The 23,749-nt window shown below is 70.5% G+C and carries 19 protein-coding genes; 7 read left to right on the top strand and 12 right to left on the bottom strand.

Features of this window, described 5'->3' with window-relative positions:
- Positions 1-26: 26 nt before the first annotated feature.
- Positions 27-1,247 (top strand): multidrug effflux MFS transporter, encoded by a 1,221-nt coding sequence (locus KF737_RS09685; RefSeq protein ID WP_296453741.1) that lies wholly within the window; start codon positions 27-29, stop codon positions 1,245-1,247.
- Here the strand turns inward: KF737_RS09685 and KF737_RS09680 are convergent.
- From KF737_RS09680 to KF737_RS09670, 3 genes are read right to left on the bottom strand one after another with little or no spacing between them, the layout of a single operon-like run.
- Positions 1,241-1,621 carry a DUF423 domain-containing protein gene (locus KF737_RS09680; protein ID WP_296453738.1) on the bottom strand — a complete coding sequence of 127 codons (381 nt, stop codon included), beginning with the start codon at positions 1,619-1,621 and terminating at the stop codon, positions 1,241-1,243. The two genes, KF737_RS09685 and KF737_RS09680, sit on opposite strands and share 7 nt — an antisense overlap.
- Positions 1,621-3,042, bottom strand: coding sequence for an amidase (locus KF737_RS09675; RefSeq protein WP_296453733.1), 1,422 nt, complete (start codon positions 3,040-3,042; stop codon positions 1,621-1,623). The genes KF737_RS09680 and KF737_RS09675 overlap by 1 nt, the downstream gene beginning before the upstream one ends.
- Entirely contained in the window at positions 3,043-4,320 is a 1,278-nt protein-coding gene (locus KF737_RS09670) for an aminotransferase class III-fold pyridoxal phosphate-dependent enzyme (RefSeq protein ID WP_296453730.1), read from the bottom strand.
- A 469-nt stretch (positions 4,321-4,789) separates the two neighbouring features.
- On the opposite strand from KF737_RS09670, the gene KF737_RS09665 reads away from it, so the two are divergent.
- The 4 genes from KF737_RS09665 to KF737_RS09650 all read left to right on the top strand — a co-directional run bounded on the left by KF737_RS09665 (position 4,790) and on the right by KF737_RS09650 (position 9,436).
- On the top strand, positions 4,790-5,956 hold the full coding sequence (locus KF737_RS09665) for an MFS transporter (RefSeq protein ID WP_296453727.1): 1,167 nt from the start codon (positions 4,790-4,792) through the stop codon (positions 5,954-5,956).
- A 58-nt stretch (positions 5,957-6,014) separates the two neighbouring features.
- Positions 6,015-7,580: a hypothetical protein gene (locus tag KF737_RS09660; protein WP_296453725.1), complete on the top strand. Its 1,566-nt coding sequence runs from the start codon at positions 6,015-6,017 to the stop codon at positions 7,578-7,580.
- Positions 7,581-7,760: 180 nt separating this feature from the next.
- Entirely contained in the window at positions 7,761-8,780 is a 1,020-nt protein-coding gene (locus tag KF737_RS09655) for an NAD(P)-dependent alcohol dehydrogenase (RefSeq protein ID WP_296453722.1), read from the top strand.
- Positions 8,781-8,800: 20 nt separating this feature from the next.
- A complete protein-coding gene (locus KF737_RS09650) occupies positions 8,801-9,436 on the top strand; it encodes a carboxymuconolactone decarboxylase family protein (protein WP_296453719.1) in 636 nt (211 codons plus the stop codon).
- A gap of 18 nt (positions 9,437-9,454) precedes the next feature.
- Here KF737_RS09650 and KF737_RS09645 read toward each other — a convergent pair whose 3' ends face one another.
- The 9 genes from KF737_RS09645 to KF737_RS09605 all read right to left on the bottom strand — a co-directional run bounded on the left by KF737_RS09645 (position 9,455) and on the right by KF737_RS09605 (position 21,439).
- Positions 9,455-10,657 carry a TetR family transcriptional regulator gene (locus tag KF737_RS09645; RefSeq protein ID WP_296453716.1) on the bottom strand — a complete coding sequence of 401 codons (1,203 nt, stop codon included), beginning with the start codon at positions 10,655-10,657 and terminating at the stop codon, positions 9,455-9,457.
- Positions 10,658-11,066: 409 nt separating this feature from the next.
- On the bottom strand, positions 11,067-12,089 hold the full coding sequence (locus tag KF737_RS09640) for a hypothetical protein (protein ID WP_296453710.1): 1,023 nt from the start codon (positions 12,087-12,089) through the stop codon (positions 11,067-11,069).
- Between the two features lie 17 nt (positions 12,090-12,106).
- Positions 12,107-14,437, bottom strand: coding sequence for a TonB-dependent receptor (locus KF737_RS09635; protein ID WP_296453707.1), 2,331 nt, complete (start codon positions 14,435-14,437; stop codon positions 12,107-12,109).
- Positions 14,438-14,657: 220 nt separating this feature from the next.
- Positions 14,658-15,599 (bottom strand): hypothetical protein, encoded by a 942-nt coding sequence (locus KF737_RS09630; RefSeq protein ID WP_296453704.1) that lies wholly within the window; start codon positions 15,597-15,599, stop codon positions 14,658-14,660.
- 96 nt (positions 15,600-15,695) lie between these two features.
- The gene (locus tag KF737_RS09625; protein WP_296453701.1) at positions 15,696-16,475 is read right to left on the bottom strand and encodes a sulfite exporter TauE/SafE family protein; all 780 of its coding nucleotides are present in this window, start codon (positions 16,473-16,475) and stop codon (positions 15,696-15,698) included.
- 24 nt (positions 16,476-16,499) lie between these two features.
- Positions 16,500-18,392, bottom strand: a complete 1,893-nt coding sequence (gene cysN / locus KF737_RS09620) for a sulfate adenylyltransferase subunit CysN (protein WP_296453698.1) — start codon at positions 18,390-18,392, stop codon at positions 16,500-16,502.
- Positions 18,392-19,339, bottom strand: coding sequence for a sulfate adenylyltransferase subunit CysD (cysD, locus tag KF737_RS09615; protein WP_296453695.1), 948 nt, complete (start codon positions 19,337-19,339; stop codon positions 18,392-18,394). Before cysD ends, cysN begins: the two co-directional genes overlap by 1 nt.
- Positions 19,340-19,470: 131 nt before the next feature.
- Entirely contained in the window at positions 19,471-20,511 is a 1,041-nt protein-coding gene (gene galE / locus KF737_RS09610) for a UDP-glucose 4-epimerase GalE (protein ID WP_296453692.1), read from the bottom strand.
- A 43-nt stretch (positions 20,512-20,554) separates the two neighbouring features.
- A complete protein-coding gene (locus KF737_RS09605) occupies positions 20,555-21,439 on the bottom strand; it encodes a glycosyltransferase (protein WP_296453687.1) in 885 nt (294 codons plus the stop codon).
- Between the two features lie 155 nt (positions 21,440-21,594).
- On the opposite strand from KF737_RS09605, the gene KF737_RS09600 reads away from it, so the two are divergent.
- Together KF737_RS09600 and KF737_RS09595 are read left to right on the top strand one after the other, a co-directional pair.
- Positions 21,595-23,124, top strand: a complete 1,530-nt coding sequence (locus KF737_RS09600) for an AlkA N-terminal domain-containing protein (RefSeq protein ID WP_296453684.1) — start codon at positions 21,595-21,597, stop codon at positions 23,122-23,124.
- Positions 23,105-23,638, top strand: a complete 534-nt coding sequence (locus tag KF737_RS09595) for a methylated-DNA--[protein]-cysteine S-methyltransferase (RefSeq protein ID WP_296453682.1) — start codon at positions 23,105-23,107, stop codon at positions 23,636-23,638. The genes KF737_RS09600 and KF737_RS09595 overlap by 20 nt, the downstream gene beginning before the upstream one ends.
- Positions 23,639-23,749 lie beyond the last annotated feature (111 nt).

The following is a 23,749-nucleotide window of genomic DNA, read 5'->3' as shown; positions in this document are numbered from 1 at the left end:
CACATCCCGACTTAGCCAGTAAGCGCATGGGCGCCGTGACGTCCGCCAACGAGTCTTCCGCCACCCCGCCGCCGCCCACGCCCTGGGGCCTCGTCGTGCTCCTGGGCTCGCTGACGGCCATGGGGCCGCTCGCCATCGACATGTACCTGCCGAGCCTGCCGGCCATCGCCGCGGGGCTGAGGGCCGATCCTGCCGAAGCGCAGGCGACGGTGGCGGCGTTCCTGGCCGGGATGGCGGTGGGCCAGCCGTTCTACGGCCCGTGGTCCGACCGGATCGGGCGGCGCGTCCCGATCGTGCTGGGCGTGGTGATCTTCATTGTGGCGTCTGCGGCCTGCGCCATGGCGACCTCGGCGACGATGCTGCTCGCCGCGCGCTTCGTGCAGGCGCTGGGCGCCTGCGCCGGCGGCGTGGTCGCCCGCGCCGTGATCCGCGACCGGTTCGACCACACCGAGACCGCCCGCATGCTCAGCCTGATGATGCTGATCATGGGCCTGGCGCCGATCCTGGCGCCGATCCTCGGCAGCATGCTGCTCACCGTCGGCGGCTGGCAGTCCAACTTCTGGTTCATGACCGCGGTCGGCGTGGCGCTGCTGCTCGCCGCGGCGCTGCGGATGACCGAGTCCCGCTCCGAGGCGACCGCGATCCAGGCGTCGAAGGAGAACCCGTTCCAGGCCTACGCCGCGCTGCTGCGCCAGCCGCGCCTGATCGGCTATGCGCTGGCCGGCGCCCTGAACGGGGCCACGCTCTTCACCTACATCTCCTCGTCGCCGGGTCTGATCATGGGGGCCTACGGCTACTCGCCGGGCGTCTATCCCTGGATCTTCGGGATCAACGCCCTGGGCGTGATCGGGACGGGCCAGATCAACCGGATCGTGCTCCGGCGCATGACCCCCGACGCGGTCCTGCGGCGCGCGAGCACGGTCGCCGTGGTCTTCGCCGTGCTGATGACGATCGCCGCGGTCAGCGGGATCGGCGGCCAGTGGACCGTCCTGCCGCTGCTGTTCCTGCTGCTGTCGAGCTACGGCTTCATGCAGGGCAACACCATGGCCGGCGCGCTCAACGTCGACCCCCTGAGGGCCGGCGCCATCTCGGCCCTGATGGGCACCCTGTCGTTCGCCACGGGCGCAGCGGCCTCCAGCCTGACGGCGCTGTTCCACGACGACGGGCCGCGGACCATGGCGCTGGTGATGCTGGCGGCCCTGCTGGGGTCCGCGGCGAGCCTGCGCCTGCTGGCGCTGCGTCAGTGAGGATCGACGCCGCGGGCCGCCCAGGCCAGTGTCGCCCAGCCCGCCAGGAACAGGAGGCCCCCGACCGGCGTGATCGCGCCGACCCAGTCGGGCGCCCCCAGGGCCAGCGCGTAGAGCGAGCCCGAGAACAGCGCCACGCCCGAGAGGAAGAACCCCGGCGCGAACCGCGCGCGGCGCGCCCCCACCTGCATGAAGGTGGCGCTCGCGAACGTCGCCATGGTGTGCATGAAGCCGTAGGTCGCGCCCGTCCGCAGCAGCTCGGCCGCGCGCGGGTCGTCGCGCACGCCGTGCGCCGCGAACGCCCCCACCGCCACGGCCACGAAGCCGCCCACGGCGCCCAGCGTCATCCAGTTCCGCCGTGTCCAGAAACCCATCAGCCCCACACCTGCGGGCGACGATCCGCCCAGGGGGCCTCCTTCTCAAGTTGCGCGGCGAGTCGGAAGAGGGTGGCCTCGTCCGCGTAGCGGGCCGTGAACATCATGCCGATGGGCAGGCCGTTCGCGTCCGTCTCCAGCGGCAGGCTCATCGACGGCTGGCCCGAGTAGTTGAACGGCGGCGTGAACGGGAAGACGCGGCCCTGGCGGCGGTTCACCTCCCGGGGCTCCAGGTTCACCGGGTCGATATGGCCGATCTCCGGCAGCGGCGTGCCCAGCACCGGCGTCAGGTAGACGTCGACGTCCTCGAAGAAGCCCAGCACCTCGCGCACCAGCATCCGGGTGTCCTGCAGCGAGCGCATGACGTCGGCGCCGGTCTGGCGGCGGCCGGCCTTCAGCGAGGCCCAGGTCAGCGGCTCCAGCTCGCCCGGCTCCGGCTCGCGGCCCACCTCCTCGATCAGCCGCTGCATGCCGGCCGCGAAGTTGGCCGCCGCCGCCGCGCCGCGCGAGGCGTAGAGGGCGCGGTAGTCGACGCCCAGGCCCTTCTCGAACACCTCGTGGCCGAGCCCCTTCAGCAGCGCCGCCGTCCGCTCCAGCGCGGCCTGGATCTCGGCGTCGATCGGCCGGCCCGACGGCGTCTCCGACGACCAGGCGATCCGCAGCCTGCCGGGGCTCCGCGTGATCTCCTCGACGTACGGCCGCTCCTTCGGCGGGGCCGGGTAGGGCGAGCCGGGCTCGGGCACGCCGGTCACGTCCAGCATGGCGGCGCTGTCGCGCACCGTGCGGCTCACCACGTGGTCCACCACGTTGCCCATGGCGTAGTCGTAGCCGTCGGGCAGGTTCGGGTTGCGGTCGCGCGTCACCTTCAGGCCCACCAGCCCGCAGCACGCCGCCGGGATGCGGATCGAGCCCAGCCCGTCGCTCGCATGCGCCAGCGGCACGATCCCCGCCGCCACCGCGCTCGCCGACCCGCCCGACGAGCCGCCGGCGATGCGGTTCGGGTCCCAGGGGTTGCGGCACGGCCCCAGCCGCGCGCTCTCGGTCGTGCCGGTGATGCCGTATTCGGGCGTGTTGGTCTTGCCGAGCGGGATGACGCCCGAGCTGCGATAGCGGCGCATCAGGCCGGTGTCCTCGGCGTCGACCAGGTTGCCGAACCGGCTTCCGTGGCTGCGCGGCCAGCCGGCCACCGAGATGCCCAGGTCCTTGATCAGGAACGGCACGCCGGTGAACGGTCCGTCGGGCAGGGCGCCCTTCGCCTGCCTGCGCGCGTCCTCGTAGCCCTCGTAGACGATGGCGTTGAGCGTCGGGTTGTGCCGCTCGGCCCGCGCGATGGCGGCCTCCACCAGCTCGGCCGGCGAGACCTGCTTGCCCTTCACCAGCTCGGCCAGGCCCAGGCCGTCGTAGTTCGGATAGTCGTCCATCTAGCGGGCTCCGGCGGAAAGGAAGGCCATCTTCTCGACAGGGGTGAGATCGCGCACCTGTTGCTTCAGCGCCCCGAACGCGCCCTCGGCGGCGTCCAGCGCGACGTCGATATCGGCCTCGGTCATCGCCGCGCACAGGAACATGTTGTGCCACGGGTGGACGTAGACGCCGCGGCTCAGCATCTCCGACGACCAGCAGAAGCCCTTGCGCAGGTCCGGGTCGTCGTCGAACAGGAACAGCGGCATCACGCCCGGCCCGGTCTGCCGCAAGCCGAAGCCCGCCGCGGCCGCCCGCTCGGCCAGCCCGCCGCGCAGCCGCTCGCCCAGCGCCGTGATCCGCTCCAGGTAGTCCGTCTCGCGGATCAGCCTGAGCGTCTCCAGGGCCGCCGCCATCGTCGCCGCCTGGTACCAGAACGAGCCGGTGACGTAGATCGAGGCCGCCGCCTTGCGCGCCTTGTCGTTCCCCAGCAGCACCGACAGGGGGTGCCCGTTGGCCACGCACTTGCCCCATGACGTGAGGTCGGGCCGCACGCCCAGCCTCTCCCACGAGCAGTCGCGCGACAGCCGGAAGCCCGCCCGCACCTCATCGACCACCAGGAGCGCCCCGGTGGCGTCGCACAGCTCCCGTGCGCGCCGCGCATAGGCCGGGTCCGGGTCGGCCTGGTCGATGAAGGCGTCGTGCTTGAAGGGCGCGGCGAACACGGCGGCCAGGTCGTCGCCCGCCTCGGCCACGGCCGCCTCCAGGCTGGCCACGTCGTTGTAGTCGTAGAGGATCTGGTGCGCCCGGTCGCTCTCGATCACCCCCGAAGGCCTGGGCACGCACCAGGGCGCCGCCCCGTGGTAGGCGCCCTTCGCCCGCACCACGGTCTTCTTCTTCGTGTGCGCCCGCGCGGTGGTCAGCGCCATGGTCGTGGCGTCCGTCCCGTTCTTGCAGAAGATCGCCCAGTCGGCGTGGCTGACCATGCCCACCAGCGCCTCGGCCAGCTCCACCATCAGCCCCGTCGGCCCCGTCAGCGTGTCGCCGAGGCCCAGTTGGCGCACGAACGCCGCGTCGATCTCGGGGTTCGCATAGCCGAACAGGTTCGGCCCGTAGGCGCACATGAAGTCGAGGTAGCGGTTCGCGTCCGCGTCCCAGATGTGGGCGCCTTCGCCCCGCTGGAAGAACTGCGGATAGTCGTCGGGCAGCAGCCCCACCGCCTGGTGCCCGAACATCCCGCCCGGGATCACCGCGGCCGCCCGCTCACGCAGCTCCCGGTCCCGGCTGTTGGCGCGGCTCATGACGGCCTCCTTATCGTTGTTCAGGCACCTTAGAGCCATGCCGCTCCGCCCGTCATCCCCCATCCCAACGCTCGTCATCCCCCGGCTTGTCCGGGGGACCCACTGGGCTGTGCGTCGACCGGAGGACCCGCGGCGGCGAAGCTGCGCCTCGCCCCCAACCTCACAGCCCAATGGGTGGCCCGGACAGGCCGGGCCATGACGTTTCGGGGGAAGGTGATCGGCTAGCCTGGGGCCGCACCCACGGCAGAGCCGCACCCCACGGCGCCTCATCCCCCATCCCAACGCCCGTCATCCCCCGGCTCGTCCGGGGGACCCATTGGGCTGTGCGTCGACCGGAGGACCCGCGGCGTCCACGCCGCAAACAACCCCAACCTCACAGCCCAATGGGTGGCCCGGACAAGCCGGGCCATGACGTTCGGGGGGAAGGGCAGGGTGAGAAGCGGGGCGCGACTCCGTATAACCCGGCCCCATGTCGCTCCCGGTCCGCCTCGGGCTCTTCTATTCGGCGATCTTCGTCGGCACGGGCGCGGCCTCGCCGTACATGCCGGTATGGTTCGCCGAGCGGGGGCTGTCGGGGGCGCAGATCGGGCTGATCCTGTCGCTGCCGATGCTGGCGCGGGCGTTGACCGCGCCGCTGCTGGCCGTCTGGGCCGACAGCTTCCGGCTGCGGCGCACGGCGCTGATCTTCATGAGCCTGGGCGTGGCGGTCGCCTACGCCCTGATGGCGCTGCCGCTCGGCTTCCTGGGCTGGACGCTGGTCTGGTTCGCCGCCTCGTCGGCCTTCTCGACGATGTCGCCGCTGACCGATGTGATCGTGCTCGCCCGCGCCCGGCGCGACGGCTTCAACTACGGCTGGCCGCGCGGCATCGGCTCGGTCGCCTTCATCGTCGCCAACGTCGTCATGGGCGCGGTGCTGACCTGGGGATCGCCCGAGCTGGTGCTGGTCTGGATCACGGCGGCGGTCTCGCTGACGGCGCTGGGCGCGCGCTACCTGCTCCCGCCCGACCCGGTGCATGAGGAGGGCGTGCTTCCCGCGCCCGCCGCCGACCGGTTCGCGGGCCTGGGCGCCCTGCTGCGCGACCCCGCCTTCATGACCGCCGCGCTGGCCTGCGGCCTCATCCAGTCGTCGCACGCCTTCTACTACAGCTTCTCCACCCTCACCTGGAAGCAGCAGGGCGTCCCCGAGGGCCTGACCGGCGTGCTCTGGGGCGTCGGCGTCGCCGCCGAGGTGGCGTTCCTGTGGTGGATGGAGCCCTGGCGGCGGCGCATCGGGCCCCGCAACCTGCTGATGCTGGGCGGCGGCGCGGCCCTGATCCGCTGGACCGCCTACGCCTTCGCCCCGCCGCTCTGGCTGGTGTTCCCGCTGCAGGCCCTGCACGTCTTCAGCTACGCCGCCACCTTCATCGCCTCGCTGCAACTGGTCGAGCGCCTCTCGACCCCCCGCAACGCCTCCGCCGCCCAGGCCGTCAACTCCGCCCTTTCCGGCGGTGTCCTGGCCGGCCTCGCCACCATGGCGTCGGGCCCGCTCTTCGACCGCTACGGCGCCCACGGCTACGTCCTGATGACCGCCATGTGCCTCGCCGGCCTGGTCGGCGCGCTCAGGCTCTACGGCGTGCGCCGCCTGGACCCGGCGTAGGGCTTCTCAGCGGCGGAAAACGTCCATAGGTTTCCGGCTTCCCGGCAAGGGGCGTGTGGTGAGCGAACCGGAACCCGTCAGCGACGAGACTGGCCGCGCCGCCCTCGCGCCGCCGCCCTCGGCCCTCGGCCGCATCGCGACCGCGGTCCGTCGCCCTGCCGTCCTCGCCGCGGTCGCGGGCCTCGCCCTGCTGGTCGCGGCCGCCGCCTGGTGGCAGTTGCGCCCGTCGACGGCGGGCCCGCACAGCATGACGGTGCGCCTCGCCGGCTTCCAGCTCCTGTCGCCCGACCTGTCGCCGACCCTTCGCGCCACGGTGGATTCCGAGATCGCCGCGGCCTTCAACGCCGACGGCGTCGTCGGCGTCTCCACGGCGTCGGCCCCTGCGCGGGGCCCGGCGCCAGCCTACGCCCTGGGCGGCACGATCCAGTACGACGGCCCCACCATCCGCGTCATCACCCGCCTCACGAACGAGCGGTCCGGCGCCACCCTCTGGAGCGAGACGTTCGACTACGACGGCGCCGAGGCCGCGAAGGTGCCGCGCCACATCGCCGTGGACGCCGGCAACGTGGTCCGCTGCGGGCTGTTCGGCGCTTCCACCTACCAGAAGCCCCTGCCTGACGCGGTCCTGAGGGACTACATGCAGTTCTGCCGCGGGCACTGGCATCCCGACATGAGGGAGGGGCGCAAGGCCCTCGTCCCCGCTCAGCGCGTGGTCGCCGCCGCCCCGGATTTCTCCTGGGGCTGGGCCGCCGTCGCCGGCGCGTACTGGAAGGTCGACTCCAGCGCGGGCGACGGCCCGGCCGGCGACGCCGCCCGCGCCGCCGGACGCGAGGCCGCCGACAAGGCGCTGGCGCTGGACAGCCGCAACAGCGAGGCCCTCTACATCAAGTCCATGCTGGTGGACCGGAACGACTGGATCGCCCGGGAAGACCTGCTGAAGCGCGCCGTCGGGGCCCGCCGCCTCGATTGCGGGTGCGAGTATCATCAGTACGGCACGATGCTGGCGAACGTCGGGCGCGTGACCGAGGCGGTCGAGCAACTGCGCCAGGCCAACGACATGCTGGCCCTGTACGTCTACACCCCGCTGACGCTGGCCGACGTGCTGGTGGAGGCGGGCAAGGCCGACGAGGCGCGGCCGTTCTACGATGCGGCCATCCAACTGGCGCCGGACGCCGGCTTCGCGGCGAGGATCATGCGGTACAAGGCGACGGCGATGGGCGACGCCGACGCCCTGCTCGACCCCGCGCTCGCCATGCCGGACCAGCAACGCAGCGCCCTGGTGGCGGGCTATCGCGCGCGGGCGTTGGGAAGCGCCGCGGCCAGGGAGGCCGTGCAGGCCCTCCGCGCGTTGCCGGAGGACCAGCAGAACGACGACGTCGCCCTGCTGCTCGGCGACCTCGGCGCGACCCACGACGCCTTCCGCATCGCCAGCCGCCTCGCGGCCCAGAGATACCCGGGCCCCTCGATCTTCTGGTACCCCGGCATGCGCGCCACCCTGAGCGATCCGGGCTTTCCGGCGGCGGCCGGGCAACTCGGCCTAATGAAGTACTGGAAGGCGACCAGGACCAAGCCCGACGCCTGCAAGGGGCAGGGGCCGCACGCCCCGTTCTGCAGCATGATCTGACCCGGTTCCCGGGCTCCGTCCCTTCTGACGTATGGGGTGGTCGATTGCCGCTCATGTCCGAGGCCGAGCCCGACACCTGTGCGGGCGACAAACCCGTTTTGCCGCGGGTTCGGGCCTGACGTAGCGGCATGCTTGCGAGGCGCCGGATGGCGGCGCCAACTAGCGCCCCGGAGGGTCCGCATGCGCGCACTGAACGTCTCCGCCCCGTGGGGGCTGGACGCCATCCAGGTGGTGGAGAAGCCGGCCCCGACGCCCGGCCCCGGCCAGGTGCTGGTGCGGATGAAAGCGGTGTCGCTGAACTACCGCGACCTCTTGATGGTCAACGGCATGTATGGCCGTGCGCCCAGCCAGACCACCGACGTGATCACCCCCTTCTCCGACGGCTGCGGCCATGTCGAGGCGGTGGGCGAGGGCGTCACCCGCTTCAAGGCCGGCGATCGCGTGGCCACGCTGTTCTTCCAGGGCTGGATCTCGGGTCCGCCCAGCCTGGAGAAGGTGGTCACGGCCCTGGGCTTCCCGATCCCCGGCGCGGGCTCGGAATTGCAGACCTTCTCCGAGCACGGCCTGTCGAAGGTCCCCGAGTACCTCAGCGACAACGAGGTCGCCACGCTGCCCTGCGCCGCGCTGACCGCCTGGCGCGGCCTCTTCGCCGACGCGCGGCTGGAGCCCGGCGACACGGTGGTGCTGCAGGGGACCGGCGGCGTCTCGATCTTCGGCCTCCAGTTCGCGCATGCGGCGGGCCTGCGCACGCTGATCACCTCGTCGTCCGACGCCAAGCTGGAACGGGCCAGGGAGCTCGGAGCCGACCACGTCGTGAACTACCGGGCCACCCCGGCCTGGTCGAAGCCGGTGCGCGAGGCCACGAACGGCCGCGGCGCCGACTTCATCATGGAGGTGGGCGGCGGCGGCACGATCCAGGAGAGCATGCGCGCCGTCCGGATCGGCGGCCACATCGCCGTCATCGGCGTCGTGGCGGGCGCGGGCGACCCGTTCAACCCGGCGGCGCTGATCGGCAACTCGGCGAAGCTGCAAGGCCTCTCCGTCGGCTCGCGCGACATGTTCGAGTCCATGTGCCGCATGATGGACCTGAAGAAGATCTTCCCGGTCGTCGACAAGGTCTTCCCGTTCACCGAGGCGAAGGCCGCGTTCGGCGCCATGGCTGCCGGCGAGCACTTCGGGAAGATCGTCCTGGAATTCTGAGGCTCCGAGGGAGAACGCCCATGCCCCGTCTGCGCCAGGTCTCGCGCGCCGAGACCACGTCCGAGCACGTCCGGAAGACCTACGACCTCCTGTTCGGCGACCGCGACCCGGTGGCCGAGCCCGGCACCGCCACCGGCACACGCGGCGACTGGTGGACCGTCTTCGCCCTGGTCCCAGACATCCTCGAGCACGCCAACCGCGGCTTCGCGCTCTACCGCAATCCCGAGCGCCGGCTGGACCCGCAACTGCGCGAGCTGGGCCAGACCCGCGTCGGCTGGGTGAAGGGCAGCCAGTTCGTCTTCTCGCAGCACTGCAAGTCGATGCGGGGCCTGAAGATGCCCGAGGAGAAGATCGCCGCGATCCCGGACTGGCAGGTCGCCGACTGCTTCGACGACAGGGAGCGCGCGGTGCTGGCCTACGCCGACTGCCTGGCCGCCGGCGGCCGCACGCCGCAGGGCGTCTTCGACAAGCTCAGGACCTTCCTCTCCGACGAGGAGATCATGGAGTTCACCTACATCACCTGCCTGTACGACATGCACGCGGTGATGAGCAGGGCGCTCCGCCTCGAGTTCGACGACCGCGACGACCCGATCGTCGAGGTGCCCGCGCCCGAATCCTTCTCGGCCCGCGACTTCCTGGATACAGGGCGGCGCTAGAGCGGGCAGATCGCCGCCCTAGCCCTTGCGTGGGACGAGACCGTTGATGAACAGGTGGACCAGGTTTGCGGTGACGGCGTCGGCATCGACGCGCGCCCCCGGAGCGTACCACTTGGGCAAGGAGTTGATCGCGCCGAGGAGCGCCAGGCGGGCGAGATGCGTGTCGATGCGTCGCACGCTGCCGTCGGCGACGCCCAGGTCGAAGAAGCCCGAGAGGATCGCCTCCAGCCGCTCGCTCCGTGCATGCACCTCTCGGCCGTGTTCCGGCGTCAGCGACTTCAGGCGCGTGTAGTTGGCGATGGGTCCGGCCGGCCCGACGTGCAGATCCACGGCCGAGGCGATGGTGCGCATGATCTTGGCGAGCCCATCACCGGGATCGTCGTCGATGGTGGTCATGACGAGCTCGGTCTTCTCCAGCGATCGATCGTAGGCCGCGTGCAGGAGCGCCTCCTTGCTGGAGACGTAGTGATAGAGGGCGCTCTTCGAGATGCCGAGGCCATTGACCACGTCCTCGAGCGTGCAGTTGTCGAAGCCGTTGCGATTGAAGAACTCCGAGCCGCTGCGCACCAACGCCTCGCGCCGCCGCGCCGCCTGTTCGATGCGATCGAAGGCGGCGACCGGCGGCGGCTCCATGAGCCGCACCGGCGGGGGCAGGTCGGCCGCGCTTCTCCGGCCGCTGCGCGCCAGGCCGTTCAGGAAGAGGTCGAGAAAGGCCTCCCCGATGATGTCCGGAGTCATTTCCCCCTTGCCCGGTCGGAGCCAGACAAGGATCCAGTTCAGCGCCCCGATGACCGAGTGATTGACGACCCCCACGTCGGGCATCGTCAGGCTGCCGTCAGCGACGCCTTCGCTCAGCAGGCCCCGCAACGCATGATCGTGCCGGCGCTCCAGCGCGAAAATCTCGTTCCGATGGGACGGCGCCAGGAAGTCGATCTCGCCCACGAAGGCCACCGGCGGATTGTCGACCGAGAGCCGTGAGCGGACGTAGGCCTCGAAGCGCTCGCGCCCGGCGCCGCCGCGACCGGCCGCGCCCTCGACGGCCCGGATCCAAACCTGGCAGGTGCGCAGGTAGCTCTTGTAGACGAGGTCTTCCTTGCTGCGGAAATAGTAGTAGAGCGCGCTCTTGGTGATGCCCAGGGCCGTGGCGACGCCTTCGAGCGACGCGTAGGTGAGGCCATCGGCGTTGAGTACGTAGGCGGCCGCGTCCAGGGCCCGTTCCACCCGACCATCGCGCTGAGAAGGGCGGCCTCGCGATCCCGCCGCCGATCTGGAAGCCGCCAATCGTTTTCCCCTCCTGGTCCGCCGAATCTCGCGAGCCGGCGACGCTGCTCGCGCCGATCATAGCGCAACTCGACATTGTGCCGGTGCGCCGCAGCGGAGACTGCCGTCTCGCCCTCACTGAAGTCCAGCGCCAACCTCCCGGGGGACACCCAACCTGGGTTCGGGGGCTCGCGACGCCGGTGCCGTGCTTGCTCCTCATGGGTGTGAAGGAGGTCGGTTTGGCCTTCCGTCGGGAAGTCAGGGGATCGCGGCGCGCAGAAACCCCCACTGGTTCGCCGACCTCGAACGACGCGGTCCACGGGGGGTTCGCCGCCCCCGCCAGCACGTCCGCCGGCGGCGCCGCCGGGCGTCAGCGGCGGCGCAGCCAGACGGGGTCGGTGGGCTTGGAGGCGTCGGCCTGCCGGTCCAGCGCGGCCCGCGCCGCCGCATCGCCGCGAAGCGCCCCGGCCCAGAACCGGAGCTGCATCACGCGCAGCGCCGCACCGCGCGGGTTGCCGGGCGCGGGATCGAACTCACGATGCGCGAAACCGTCCACCACGACCGCGTACTTGTCGCCCGGCGGGCTGAGGTCGAAGGGCTTGAGGCGCCAGGGCGGCGTCTCGCCGGCGGCGCCGAAATCGCGCGTGCCCGTGGTCACCATCATGGGCTTCGTGATGCCGGCGAAACTGTCGTCGTGCAGCGCCATGCGGCCGGGGCCCTGGCCGCTCATCGACAGGAAGCCCGCGAAGCCCGGGGTAACCGGGGCGCTCACCGGCGGCGACAGGAGCGCGCCGGCCATGACGAGCGTCGTGTACGCCCCGAAGGAATGGCCGCTCATCCCCATCCGCGTCGGGTCGGCGCGCTCGACGATGGCCCGGTCGAGTCCCTTCCCCTGCTTCACCGCCGAGACGAGGACGCCGACGTCACGCAGGCGGCTGTCGATGAAGAACGGGTTGTCGAGCACCTTCACGAACGCCTGGCGCAACTGCGGCGACGGCGCGCCGGCCGCCTCGTGGTACTGGCGCATGACCGCCGCCTCGGCCGGCGGCGCGCCGGGATCCATCCTGGCGAGCGAATCCGAGTGCGTGGGATGCAGCACGACATAGCCGTGGCTGGCCCAGATCCGCCCGGTGTTGGTGAAGGTCAGAAGCGAGCCGCCGAAGCCGTGGCTGAAGACGATGACGGGGTAGCGGCCGGGCTTGGCCGGATAGTAGGCCCGCGTCGCGATGCTGCGGCCCCGCGCCTCGTCGCGCAGGTCCGCGTCGACGAACGACACCTCGAGCGGGCCGACCTCGGAGAGCGCGTCCTCGGCCAGGGCGCGGCCCGCGAAACCTGCCGCGAGCGGCAGGGCGGCGCCCGCGCGCAGCAGGCCGCGACGTGAGAAAGCGCGCATCAGACTCCTCCCCCTGTTCACCACGAATACCTGATCTGGACACCGTAGGTGCGCGGGCTGGACAGCCGGTACATCGCATCGCTGTCGTCGCGCAGGTGATAGACCGTGTTGAAGATGTTGTTGGCGTAGAGGGCGAGTTCGACGTGGCCGGCCCGGGCGGCGACGCGCACGTCGACCTGGCTGAAGTCCTCCAGCGCCTTCTGCGGCAGCTCCACGTCCTGCACCCCGCCCCATTGCTCGTGGTAGTTCACATTGAGCAGGCCCATCACGTCTTCGGTTATCGGGTGCGTGTAGTTGAGGTTGGCGTTGGCCACCCACGTGGGAGTCTGCGGGATCGTCCGCCCGGCGTAGGCGCTCTTGCGGTATTCGCCCCTCTGCCGCGACCCCGAGGCCGACAGCAGGGTCCGTCCGCCGAACAGCGCGAACCGCGTGGTCACTTCGCCTTCGAAGCCCCACGTGTCCGTTTCGCCGGCATTCACCGCAAACACCGCGGCCCCCACGCCGCACAGCGCCACGGTGCATCCGTTGCTGGTCTGCACCAGCGTGTCCTTGCCCTTGTTGTGATAGGCGGTGAAGGTCGTGTAGACGCTCGGCGCCAGGTTGCCCTTCACGCCGGCTTCGACCGTCTCCATGGTCTCCGGCCCATAGGTCGGCAGCACCGGGTTCGGGGCCGTGAAGCCCACCGGATTGCGGCCCGAATTGAAGCCGCCGGCGCGATAGGCGGTCCCGTATTTCAGGTAGCCCATCCAGTTCGGCGCGAACTTGTAGTTCGTCGTCAGGTTGTACGAGAAGTTCGTGTTGTCGAACGTCTTGATCGTGAACGGGTTCTGCACCTGGGTCGCCACGCCGAGGCCGAAGATGCCGCCGCCCGGCGTCCCGTTGAGACGGGGCGGGCCGATGAAGTCGATGGAGGACGCGCGCTTGTAGTCGTCGGTGTAGCGTCCCTCGAAGCTGGCGTTCCACTTGTCGGTGAGCCTGTAGCCGGCGGTGAAGTAGACGGCCTTGGACTGCACGTAGAGCTTCTGGTCGCCGCGGAACGGCACGGTGTTGGTGCGCCGGAAGGCCTGGTTCAGCGGCGCGCCGGTGATAGGGTTGGTGGCGCCCGTCGCCTGGTCCTGGACGACCCGGTACTTCGTGTCCTGCCGCAGGAAATCGGCCCCGATCAGCCAGGTGAAGTCGCCGATCGGATTACCGGCCAGGTGGATGTCCTGGTAGTAGCTCCACGTCCTGTCTCCGAGGTAGCGGGCCGTCGACCCGTTGAGGACCGTGAAGGCGGTCGGGACCTGTGCGCGCAGCGCCGCAAGCGTCGCCTCGTCGATGTAGTCGGTGTCGAAGATCCCGGCGCGGAAACGATAGCGATAGGAAGTCAGCGAACTCAGCTCGCCCAGGCTGGTCTGGACCTTGGCGTCGATCGTGCCCTGGCTGACCTTCTCGTACGAGCGAGCCGCCGTGTTCCACGGCAGGAAGAAGTCCGGCGTGGTGTAGCCGGTGGTGGTGAAGCCGTAGGTCGCCGCGGCGGGGGTTCCCGGCACGATGTTGTAGTGCATGTTCTGGAAGGGCAGGCGCATGTCTTCGGCCTGGTAGGTCAGCGTCACGTCCACCGGACCCTTGGCGTAGCGCCCCTGCACCCGCCCCAGCCAGCCGTGGCGCTCGTCCGCGTAGCCGCCGACCGCCTGGCGGAAGAAGCCCTGGTCCTGGTCGATGACTTCCCCGCCGATCCGAAACGCTAGCGTCTCGCCGAGGTTGAAGTTCACGATCGCAGTCGCGTCCTTCTTGTCGATCTCGGCGCCGTAGTCGAGCATCAGCAGGCCCGAGTTGTCGAACTTCGGCTTCTGGGGCACCAGGTTCACCGCCCCGTAGACGGAGTTGCGCCCGAAGAGCGCGCCCTGGGTGCCGCGCAGCACCTCGGCGCGGCCCAGGTCGAACTGGTCGATCCGCGTGAAATTGCGCGCGAACTGCAGGCCGCCCTGCACATAGACGCCGTTCGCGTAGAGCCCGATCGGCGAGTCCGCGTTCGAGGCGCGGAACGTGCCCGAGCCGCGCATCGAGATCTCCGACGTGGCGGTCGTGCCCAGGTCGTTGAAGCGCGCGCCCGGAGACGAGTTGACGATGCTGCCCATCTCGAGCGGCGCGGCGCGATTGTTCAGCGTCTCCGCATCCAGGACGGTGGCGGCGACCGGTACGTCGCGCAGGCGCTCCTCGACCTTGCGCGCGGTGACCACGACGTCGCCGAGCGTCACGGCGTCATCCCCCGCGGTCACGTCCTTGACCGTCTTGTCCTGAGCGAAGGCCGGCGTGACCGGCGACACGAGCAGCAACGCTGCCGACGCCATGAGCGCACGTTTCATGAGTCCCCTCCTTCCCGCCCTCTGCGAGGCGTGCGGGGAGAAACCCATAAATAGTAGAATGAGTCTACAAATATCTGACTCATTGTTCAAATAAATAGCTCGAGGACGGATCCTGCCGGGCGCTTTGCGGCCGCCCCGAACTCGCGCGTGGGATCGGAGTGACGTCGACATCTTCATGTTCGGCGGGGGTCTGGCCCGCCAGGCCCACCTCAGGCGACCTTCAGAGCGGCCTGAATATCTGGGCGTCGGGACGCCAGTCGTTGAGCATGCCCACCAAGCGCCGCCCGTCCAGGTCCACGCGCACGATGTTCCCGTTCCACACGCGGTCGAAGACCGGCACGTCATAGCTCGCGACGCGCATCGCGAGCCCCTTCACCACCTGTCCATTGTCGAGGGTCGCAGCGAAGCGCCGGGCCACGTCCGGCGGGTCCGGCCGGAAATCCGTCACGGCGTGCGAGAGGCCATCCGCCTCGAATTCACCATAGCGCTTCTTGGGCGATGAATTGGCGATGAACGAGGCTGCGGGGCTCCACATCATCCCATAGGTGAACGGAACGTCGAACCGCGGCGCGGTCTGCGTCTGCTCGTGCGCCTTGGCGACGCCCGTCAGACGTCGAGCCTGACCGGCGACCCTGAGGTCAACCTCGACTTGGCCCGTCCACTCCGAGCGGCCGGGCGGCAAGTTCTTCTTCAGGCTCTGCGGCCGAAAGACCGCATCGATCGCCACGGGTATGTCGCCCGAGCCATCCCGGCCCCCTGAGCTCTGCCGGCTCCTGACCTTCACGCTCAGACGAAGGCCTTCCAACTGGGCCACAGGTCCCAGTCGCCCGAAAGCGACCCCAGCCTCTCGGCTGTCGTAGTCGGCGTGCGACGCCGTTCCCAGGTTGCGCGCCGGGCTGCAGCACAGGCGCCGCTCGGTGAAGGCATACATGCGCCCGTCGAACAGCACGTGGCACCAGACCCAGGTGGCGTTCATGTCGGGATAGCGCGAGACCCGAACGCTGATCCCGTGACGCACCTCGGGATCGAAGTGAAGGAGCATCAGCGACTCGCTCCACGTCTCGACGCCGGGCTCGACGAGGCCGTAGTCCGGCACGGCGCGCGCGACACGTGGGAAAAGCATCCCCGCGCCCGCGCCTCCGAGCCATGTCCGGCGATGCATAGCGCGACCTCCCGAGCACCTCTCTTTATATGGAGGAAAATTTAGCGACTGGTCATTAAAATAATTCGCGGCCGCGACTTGTCTGGGAGGATAGATCTACGCCTTCGGCAGGAACAGCATCGCGCCCTGCCAGATCGCCAGGGCCACCACCAGGAAGCCGACGATCCAGGTCAGCGCGCGCAGCGGCATCACCTTGGTCATCCAGCCTGCGATCGGCGCGGCGACCACGCCGCCGGCGATCAGGCCGGCGACGGACCAGACGAGCTCGCCCAGGCCCTCGGTGTCCCAGTGGCCGGTCAGCAGCGCCGCGAGGAACGCCGCAGAGGTCGCGATGGCCACGAACATCTCGGCGGTGTTGGTCGTGCCGATCGCCTTGCGCGGATCGGCCCCGGCGCCCATCAGCGACGAGGTCACCACCGGCCCCCAGCCGCCGCCGCCGATGGCGTCGAAGAAGCCGCCGATCAGCCCGAGCGGGAAGGGCGAGCGCCACGAGAACACCTTCGGCCGCGTCTGCCGCCACGCGCGATAGAGGATGACCAGGCCCATCAGGCCCAGCCAGCCGACCACGTAGGGCTTCACGGCCTCGCCCGGCACGGAGGTCAGGACGTAGGTCCCGACCACGCCGCCCAGGACCCCGCCGCCGGAGAGCAGCGCCAGCAGCTTCCAGTCGATGTTGCGGTAGAAGATGTGCGACAGCCCGGAGGCGAGGCCCGTGAACACCTTGGCGGCATGCACGCTGGCCGAGGCGTTGGCGGGCGTGACGCCGGCGCTCAGCAGCACCGACGTCGAGATCACGCCATAGGCCATGCCCAGCGCGCCATCCACGAGCTGGGCGGCGAAGCCCACGGCGGCGAACAGCCAGAAATCCGGACCCATCCTTACCCCCGTCTGGCGGTCGCGTCAGGCGCGGTCGAGCCAGGCCACGATGGCCTCGGCGGCGTCTTCGGCGGTGATGGTGGTGGTGTCGATGGTGATCTCGGGGGTTTGGGGGGCCTCGTAGGGGCTGTCGATGCCGGTGAAGTTGGTGAGTTCGCCTTTGCGGGCCTTCTTGTAGAGGCCCTTGACGTCGCGCTTCTCGGCTTCGGCGAGGGGGGTGTCGATGAAGACCTCGACGAACTCCCCTTCCGGCAGCATCTCGCGCACCATGCGCCGCTCGGCGCGGAAGGGGGAGATGAAGGCGGTGAGCACGATGAGCCCGGCGTCGGCCATCAGCCGGGCCACCTCGCCGACGCGGCGGATGTTCTCGACGCGGTCCTCCTCGGTGAAGCCTAAGTCGCGGTTCAGGCCATGGCGGACGTTGTCGCCGTCGAGCAGGTAGGTGTGGCGGCCGTCGGCGTGCAGGCGCTTCTCGACCAGGTTGGCGATGGTGGACTTGCCCGCGCCCGAGAGCCCGGTGAACCACAGCACCTTCGGCGTCTGGCCCTTCTGGGCGGCCCTGGAGGCCTTGCCGACGTCGGTGGCCTGCCAGTGGATGTTGTGGCTGCGGCGCAGCGCGAAGTGCAGCATGCCCGCGCCGACGGTGCGGTTGGTGATCCGGTCGATGAGGATGAAGCCGCCGAGGTCCTTGTTCTCGGCATAGGGGTCGAAGGCGATCGGGGCGGCGAGGCTGAGGTTGCAGACCCCGATCTCGTTCAGCTCGAGCCGGGTGGCCGCGAGCTTCTCGAGCGTGTTGACGTTGACCTTGTGCTTGGGCTCGGCGACCTGGGCCTGCACCGTGCGGGTCCCCAGCTTCAGGAGGTAGGGCCGGCCCGGCAGCAGCGCCTCGTCGTCGAACCAGACGATGGTGGCCTCGAACTGGTCGGCCACTTCGGGCGGACTTCCCGCGGCGGCCAGCACGTCGCCCCGGGAGACGTCGATCTCGTCCTCGAGCGTGATCGTCACCGACTGGCCGGCCACGGCCTGCGGCAGGTCGCCGGTGAAGGTGACGATCCTGGCCACCGTGCTCTCGCGGCCCGAGGGCAGGGCCTTGACCTTGTCGCCTGGCCGCACGACGCCCGAGGCGACCTGGCCGGAGAAGCCGCGGAAGTCGAGGTCGGGGCGGTTCACCCACTGCACCGGCATGCGGAAGGGCTTGCCCTGCAGGTCGTCCTCGACCGGCGCCTCCTCCAGCCAGCGCATCAGGGGCGGGCCGTCGTACCAGGGCGACCTCTCCGAGCGGTCGGTGATGTTGTCGCCCTTCAGCGCCGACATCGGGATGGCGGTGAAGTCGGTGATGCCGATCTGGCCGGCGAAGTCGCGGTACTCGCCGACGATGGCCTCGAACACCTCCTGGCTCCAGTCCGCCAGGTCCATCTTGTTCACCGCCAGCACCACGTGGCGGATGCCCAGCAACGAGACCAGGTAGCTGTGCCGCCGGGTCTGGGTCAGCACGCCCTTCCTCGCGTCGATCAGGATGATGGCCGCGTCGGCGGTCGAAGCCCCCGTCACCATGTTGCGGGTGTACTGCTCGTGCCCCGGCGTGTCGGCGACGATGAACTTCCTCCTGTCGGTGGAGAAGAACCGGTAGGCGACGTCGATGGTGATGCCCTGCTCGCGCTCGGCCGCCAGGCCGTCCACCAGCAGCGCGAAGTCGATGTCGCCGCCTTGCGTGCCCACCTTCCGCGAGTCCGCCTCCAGCGCCGCGAGCTGGTCCTCGAAGATCATCTTGGAGTCGTACAGAAGCCGCCCGATCAGCGTCGACTTGCCGTCGTCCACCGAGCCACAGGTCAGGAACCGCAGCAGGCTCTTGTGCTGGTGCTGGTGGAGGTAGGCCTCGATGTCCTGGGCGATCAGCTCGCTCTTGTGGGCGGCCATCAGAAGTAGCCCTCCTGCTTCTTCTTCTCCATCGAGGCGGTCTGGTCGTGGTCGATGACCCGGCCCTGGCGCTCGCTGGTCGTCGTGAGCAGCATCTCCTGGATGATCTCGGGCAGGGTCGCGGCCGTGCTCTCGACCGCGCCCGTCAGCGGATAGCAGCCCTGGGTGCGGAAGCGGATCGACCTCATCTGCGGGACCTCGCCCGGCAAGAGCCGCATCCGGTCGTCATCGACCATGATGAGGTTGCCGTTGCGCTCCACCACCGGCCGCAGGTCCGCGAAGTAGAGCGGCACGATGGGGATGTCCTCCAGGTAGATGTATTGCCAGATGTCGAGCTCGGTCCAGTTCGAGATCGGGAAGGCGCGGAAGTTCTCCCCCTGGGCCTTCCGCGTGTTGTAGAGCCGCCAGAGCTCAGGCCGCTGGTTCTTCGGGTCCCAGCGGTGCTCGGCCGTCCGGAAGCTCAGGATCCGCTCCTTGGCCCGCGACTTCTCCTCGTCGCGCCGCCCGCCCCCGAACGCCGCGTCGAAGCCGTACCTGTCCAGCGCCTGCTTCAGCCCCTCCGTCTTCCACATGTCGGTGTGCAGGCTGCCGTGGTCGAACGGGTTGATGCCGCGCGCCTCCGCCTCCGGGTTGCGGTGGACCAGGAGCTCCATCCCCGTCTCGCGCGCCATCCGCTCGCGCATCTCGTACATCGCCCGGAACTTCCACGTCGTGTCCACGTGCAGCAGCGGGAACGGCGGCTTGCCCGGCCAGAACGCCTTCAGCGCCAGACGCAGCATCACCGCCGAGTCCTTCCCGATCGAGTACAGCATCACCGGACGCTCACACTCCGCCACCACCTCCCGGAAGATCTGGATGCTCTCCGCCTCCAACCGCTCCAGGTGCGTCAGGGTCTCCGGCGGCAAGGCGCCTTGCGCTGTCATCGTTTCGGGCACCCTGGCGTCCATGTGCTGATCGTCCGGAATTGAGAAGCCGCAGCGCGAGCCTGCAAGCCCCGGGCCGCCGCCGGTTGAGTTAGCGGTCGCCTGTGACGGGTGCAAGGCGACGGAGCCACAGGAAATCTCTACGGCCGAACAGGTCATTTGGCTTCGCCGCGCCGGCTGGCCCGTCCGCCCGCGGCGTAGGCCGGCTGCGCCTCCCAGCGCAGGGCGTCGCGGACGATGGTGTCGAGATCGGACCGTGCGGGCTCCCAGCCCAGCCGCGATCTTGCCCGGCTCGGGTCCGCGACGAGGCTCGGCGGATCTCCCGCGCGGCGCGGGCCGATCGCGTGCGGCACCGGACGTCCCAGCGCCCGGGCCGCCGCCGCCACCACCTCGCGCACGGAGTGGCCGCGGCCCGCGCCCAGGTTCATCGCCTCGAAGGTTCCGCCCGCGAGTTCCGCCCCGACCGCCGCGACATGGGCTGCGGCCAGGTCGTTCACGTGGACGTAGTCGCGCAGGCAGGTGCCGTCGGCCGTGTCGAAGTCGTCGCCGAAGAGGGTGAGCGGCCGCCCGTCGCCCAGGCCGGCCGCCAGGGCCAGAGGGATCAGGTGCGTTTCGGGTTCGTGCGCCTCGCCGATGACACCGGAGGGATCCGCGCCCGAGGCGTTGAAGTAGCGCAGCGCCACCGCCGTCAGGCCGTGGGCCCGGCAATGGGCCGCGATCATCCGCTCGGCGGCGAGCTTGGTGTCGCCGTAGGGGCTGGACGGCGCCTTCTCGTCGTCCTCGGAGATCAGGTCGCCCGCGGCCCGCCCGGCCTGGCCATAGACCGCCGCGGTGGACGAGAACACCAGCCGCGGCACGCCGGCGGCCTGCATCGCCGCCAGCAGCGCGCGCGTGCCCGAAACGTTGACGTCCCAGAACGGGCCGGGGTCGGACACCGAGCGGGCCACCTCGATCAGGCCGGCGAAGTGGACCACGGCGGCGACGCCATGCTCGGACATCGCCGCCCGCAGGGCCGCCTCGTCGCGGATATCGCCGCGCACGAGCGGCCCCCAGCGCACGGCCTCGCGGAAGCCGGCCGAGAGGTCGTCGTACACCACCGGCCGATAGCCGCGTTCGGCCAGCGCCTTGGCCGTATGCGCGCCGATGTAGCCCGCCCCGCCCGTCACGAGCACGGCGGCCTGCGAGCCGGGGGTCATGGCCGCGGGGTGTACGTCGCGGCGGGGAGGCTGACCACCCCGGCTAACCCGGCGACCGGGTCGTCGCGAGAAGCCGGACGGCGTCGATGAGGCGCCAGAACCGAAGCCGGTACAGCACGCCCAGCGCCGCCGCGCGCTGGCCGACCGTGTCGAGTTCCGGGCTCCGAAGGACCTTCGGCGTGTGCGCCACGGCCGACAGCGGCATCAGGGCGTTGCGCGCCAGCCAGCGGAGCCGGTGATGGGGCGCGCCGGCCATCAGGCCGAACGTCTCCGCGTTGAGCCGCCGCCACTTGGTGCTCAACTGCTCCCACGTCACGCGCGCCGGGTGCCCGATGGCGGCGTCCGGCACGTAACCCAGGCGGGCGCCGCCGGCCACCGCGCGGCGCGACCAGTCCACGTCCTCCGAGAGCCCGACGCCGAACGGGCCCACCCGCTCGAACAGCGTGCGGCGGCAGAACATGTTGCCGGCGCCGGTGAAGCCCTTCTTCTCGATGTAGGTCTTGAAGTCGAAGGCGAAGACGCGCTCGAAGGCCTCGGCCGGCGTCATGGCCGCAGGATCGCCGACCAGCACCCGCACCCGGCCGCCGACGAGGTCGAACCGTTCCAGCCCCTTCACGCCCTCGTCGAGCCATTGCGGCTCGGCGACGCAGTCGGAGTCGATGAAGGCCAGGATTTCGCCTCTGGAGGCGGCCACGGCGCCGTTCCGCGCGGGGCCGGCCCCCTTCTCCGTGACAAGGACCACCTTGCCCAGATCGCCGACGACGGCCTTCACCGCCTCCAGGCCGACCGGGGAATTGTTGTCGGCGACGACGATCTCGAACCGGTCGCGCGGGAAGGTCTGCGCGGCGAGCGACGCCATGCAGATCTTCAGCCCGGCCAGGTCCTGGTAGTGCGGCACGACGACACTGACGAACGGTCCGGCTGACATCGAAACCCCCAACTCAGGCCTGCAACCTAGGACCAGACCATGACGCGAGAGTAAATCGCGGCCGGCCGCAATTGCCGTCCGAAAGCCGCCGGCCGGCCTGCATCCGTGTCCGAAAACCGCGAGACTCGCGGCGCGCGCACGCTCATCTTCGGGTCATGGACATGGATTTCGAAGCCTGTCGGCGCGCCTTCCAGACCCGCGACGCCCGGTTCGACGGGCGCATCTTCTGCGGGGTGAAGACGACGGGCGTCTACTGCCGCCCGATCTGCCCGGCGCGCACGCCCAATGCGGGGAACGTCGAGTTCTTCCCGAGCGCCGCGGCGGCGCAGGAGGCCGGCTACCGCCCCTGCCTGCGCTGCCGGCCGGAGGCCTCGCCCGACCTCGGCGCCTGGCGCGGCACGTCCAACACCGTCTCGCGCGCGCTGGCGCTGATCGAGGGCGGCGCGCTGGACGCCGGCGACGTCGACGGCCTGGCCCTGCGCCTCGGCGTGGGCGAGCGGCAACTGCGCCGCCTATTCCGCCAGCACCTGGGCGCGTCGCCGGTCTCCGTCGCGCAGACGCGGCGTGTGCTGCTCGCCAAGCAGCTCATCCAGGAAACGCGCCTGCCCATGGGCGAGGTGGCGCTGGCGTCCGGGTTCGGCAGCGTCCGGCGCTTCAACGAGACGTTCCAGCAGTTGTTCGGCCGTCCGCCGGGCGAACTGCGCCGCTCGCGCCGGGCCGAGACGCCGGCGGCCGACGGCATCGTCGTGCGCCTGCCCTACAAGCCGCCCTACGACTGGGACGCGATCATCCGCTTCCTCGCCGACCGCGCCATCCCGGGCGTCGAGCGGGTGGAGGCGAGACGCTACGCCCGGACGCTCTCCATGGACGGCGAGCGGGGCGTGGTGATCGTCACGCCGCGCAGCGACGGCGCGCTGCAGGCCGACATCCGCTTCCCGAAGCTGAAGAGCCTGCCCGCCGTGATCGCCCGCGTGCGGCGCGTCTTCGACCTCTCGGCCGACCCGGTGCTGATCGGCGCGCACCTGAGCCAGGATCCGGCGCTCGCGCCCCTGGTCGCGGCCCGGCCCGGCCTGCGCGCGCCGGGCGCCTGGGACGGCTTCGAACTGGCGGTGCGCGCCATCCTCGGCCAGCAGGTCAGCGTCGGCGCCGCCCGCAACCTGGCCGCCAGGCTGGTCGAGGCCTATGGCGATCCCATCGACGAGCCCGCCGCGGCGGAGTTGGGCCTCACCCGCGTCTTCCCGACGCCCGGGCGCCTGATCGGCGAGCCGATCTCGCTGGTCCTGAACATGCCGCGTGCGCGGGGCGCGGCGATAGAAGCGCTGGCGCGCACCGTGGTCGAGGATCCGGCGATCTTCACGCCGCGCGCCGACCTCGACAGCGCCATCGCCGCGCTGAAGGCCTTGCCGGGCGTGGGCGAATGGACCGCGCACTACGTAGCCCTGCGGGAGTTCCGCGAACCCGACGCGTTCCCGGGAGCCGACGTCGGCCTGCTGCGCGCCATGGCCGACGACGCGGGCGTCCGCCCGACCGCGGACGGCCTGCTCGCCCGCAGCGAGGCCTGGAGGCCCTGGCGCGCCTATGCCGCGCAGCACCTGTGGGCCGCGGACCCGGCATTGGCCCAGGCCGGGGCGCCTGCCCGGAAATCCAAGACCAAGGACAAGACCGATGCCCGTCATGCAGCCTGAAGCCTTCACCCTCGACCGGATCGAGACCCCGATCGGCACGGCGCTCACCGTCACCGACGCGGCGGGCGTGCTCCGCGCCTTCAACTGGACCGACTACGAGCCCGCGATGCGGAAGTGGATCGCCCGACGCTATCCCGGGGCGGCGATCGTGGAAGGGCAGGGGCCGCTGCGGCCCGTCTTCGCCCGCTACTTCGCCGGCGAGGCCGGTGCGTTCGCGGCGGTCGCCTGGGAAGGCGCCGGCACGGCGTTCCAGAAGACGGTGTGGGAGACGCTCTGCACCATACCGGCGGGCGAGACCCTGAGCTACGCCCAGCTCGCCGAGCGGATCGGCCGGCCCACCGCCGTGCGCGCCGTGGGCCTGGCCAACGGGTCCAATCCGGTGGCCCTGATCGTGCCCTGCCACAGGGTGATCGGCTCGGACGGTTCGCTCACCGGCTACGGCGGCGGCCTGCACCGCAAGCGCTGGCTGCTGGAACACGAGGGTGCGGCGTTCAAGGGCCGCCTCGCAGCCTGAGCCGTGACAGTGTGACCGATAAAGTACAAGGAAAACAAAGATCTCCGAAGTGGGGCGGTTAATGAAGTATTGCGTTTTTCTTTAATTAACGATCTCGATTAGCCACTCCGA

Source organism: Phenylobacterium sp. (assembly GCF_019636135.1).
Taxonomy (GTDB): Bacteria; Pseudomonadota; Alphaproteobacteria; order Caulobacterales; family Caulobacteraceae; genus Phenylobacterium.
Note: the sequence above shows the minus strand (reverse complement) of the source record. Positions and strands in the feature narration are given on the sequence as shown.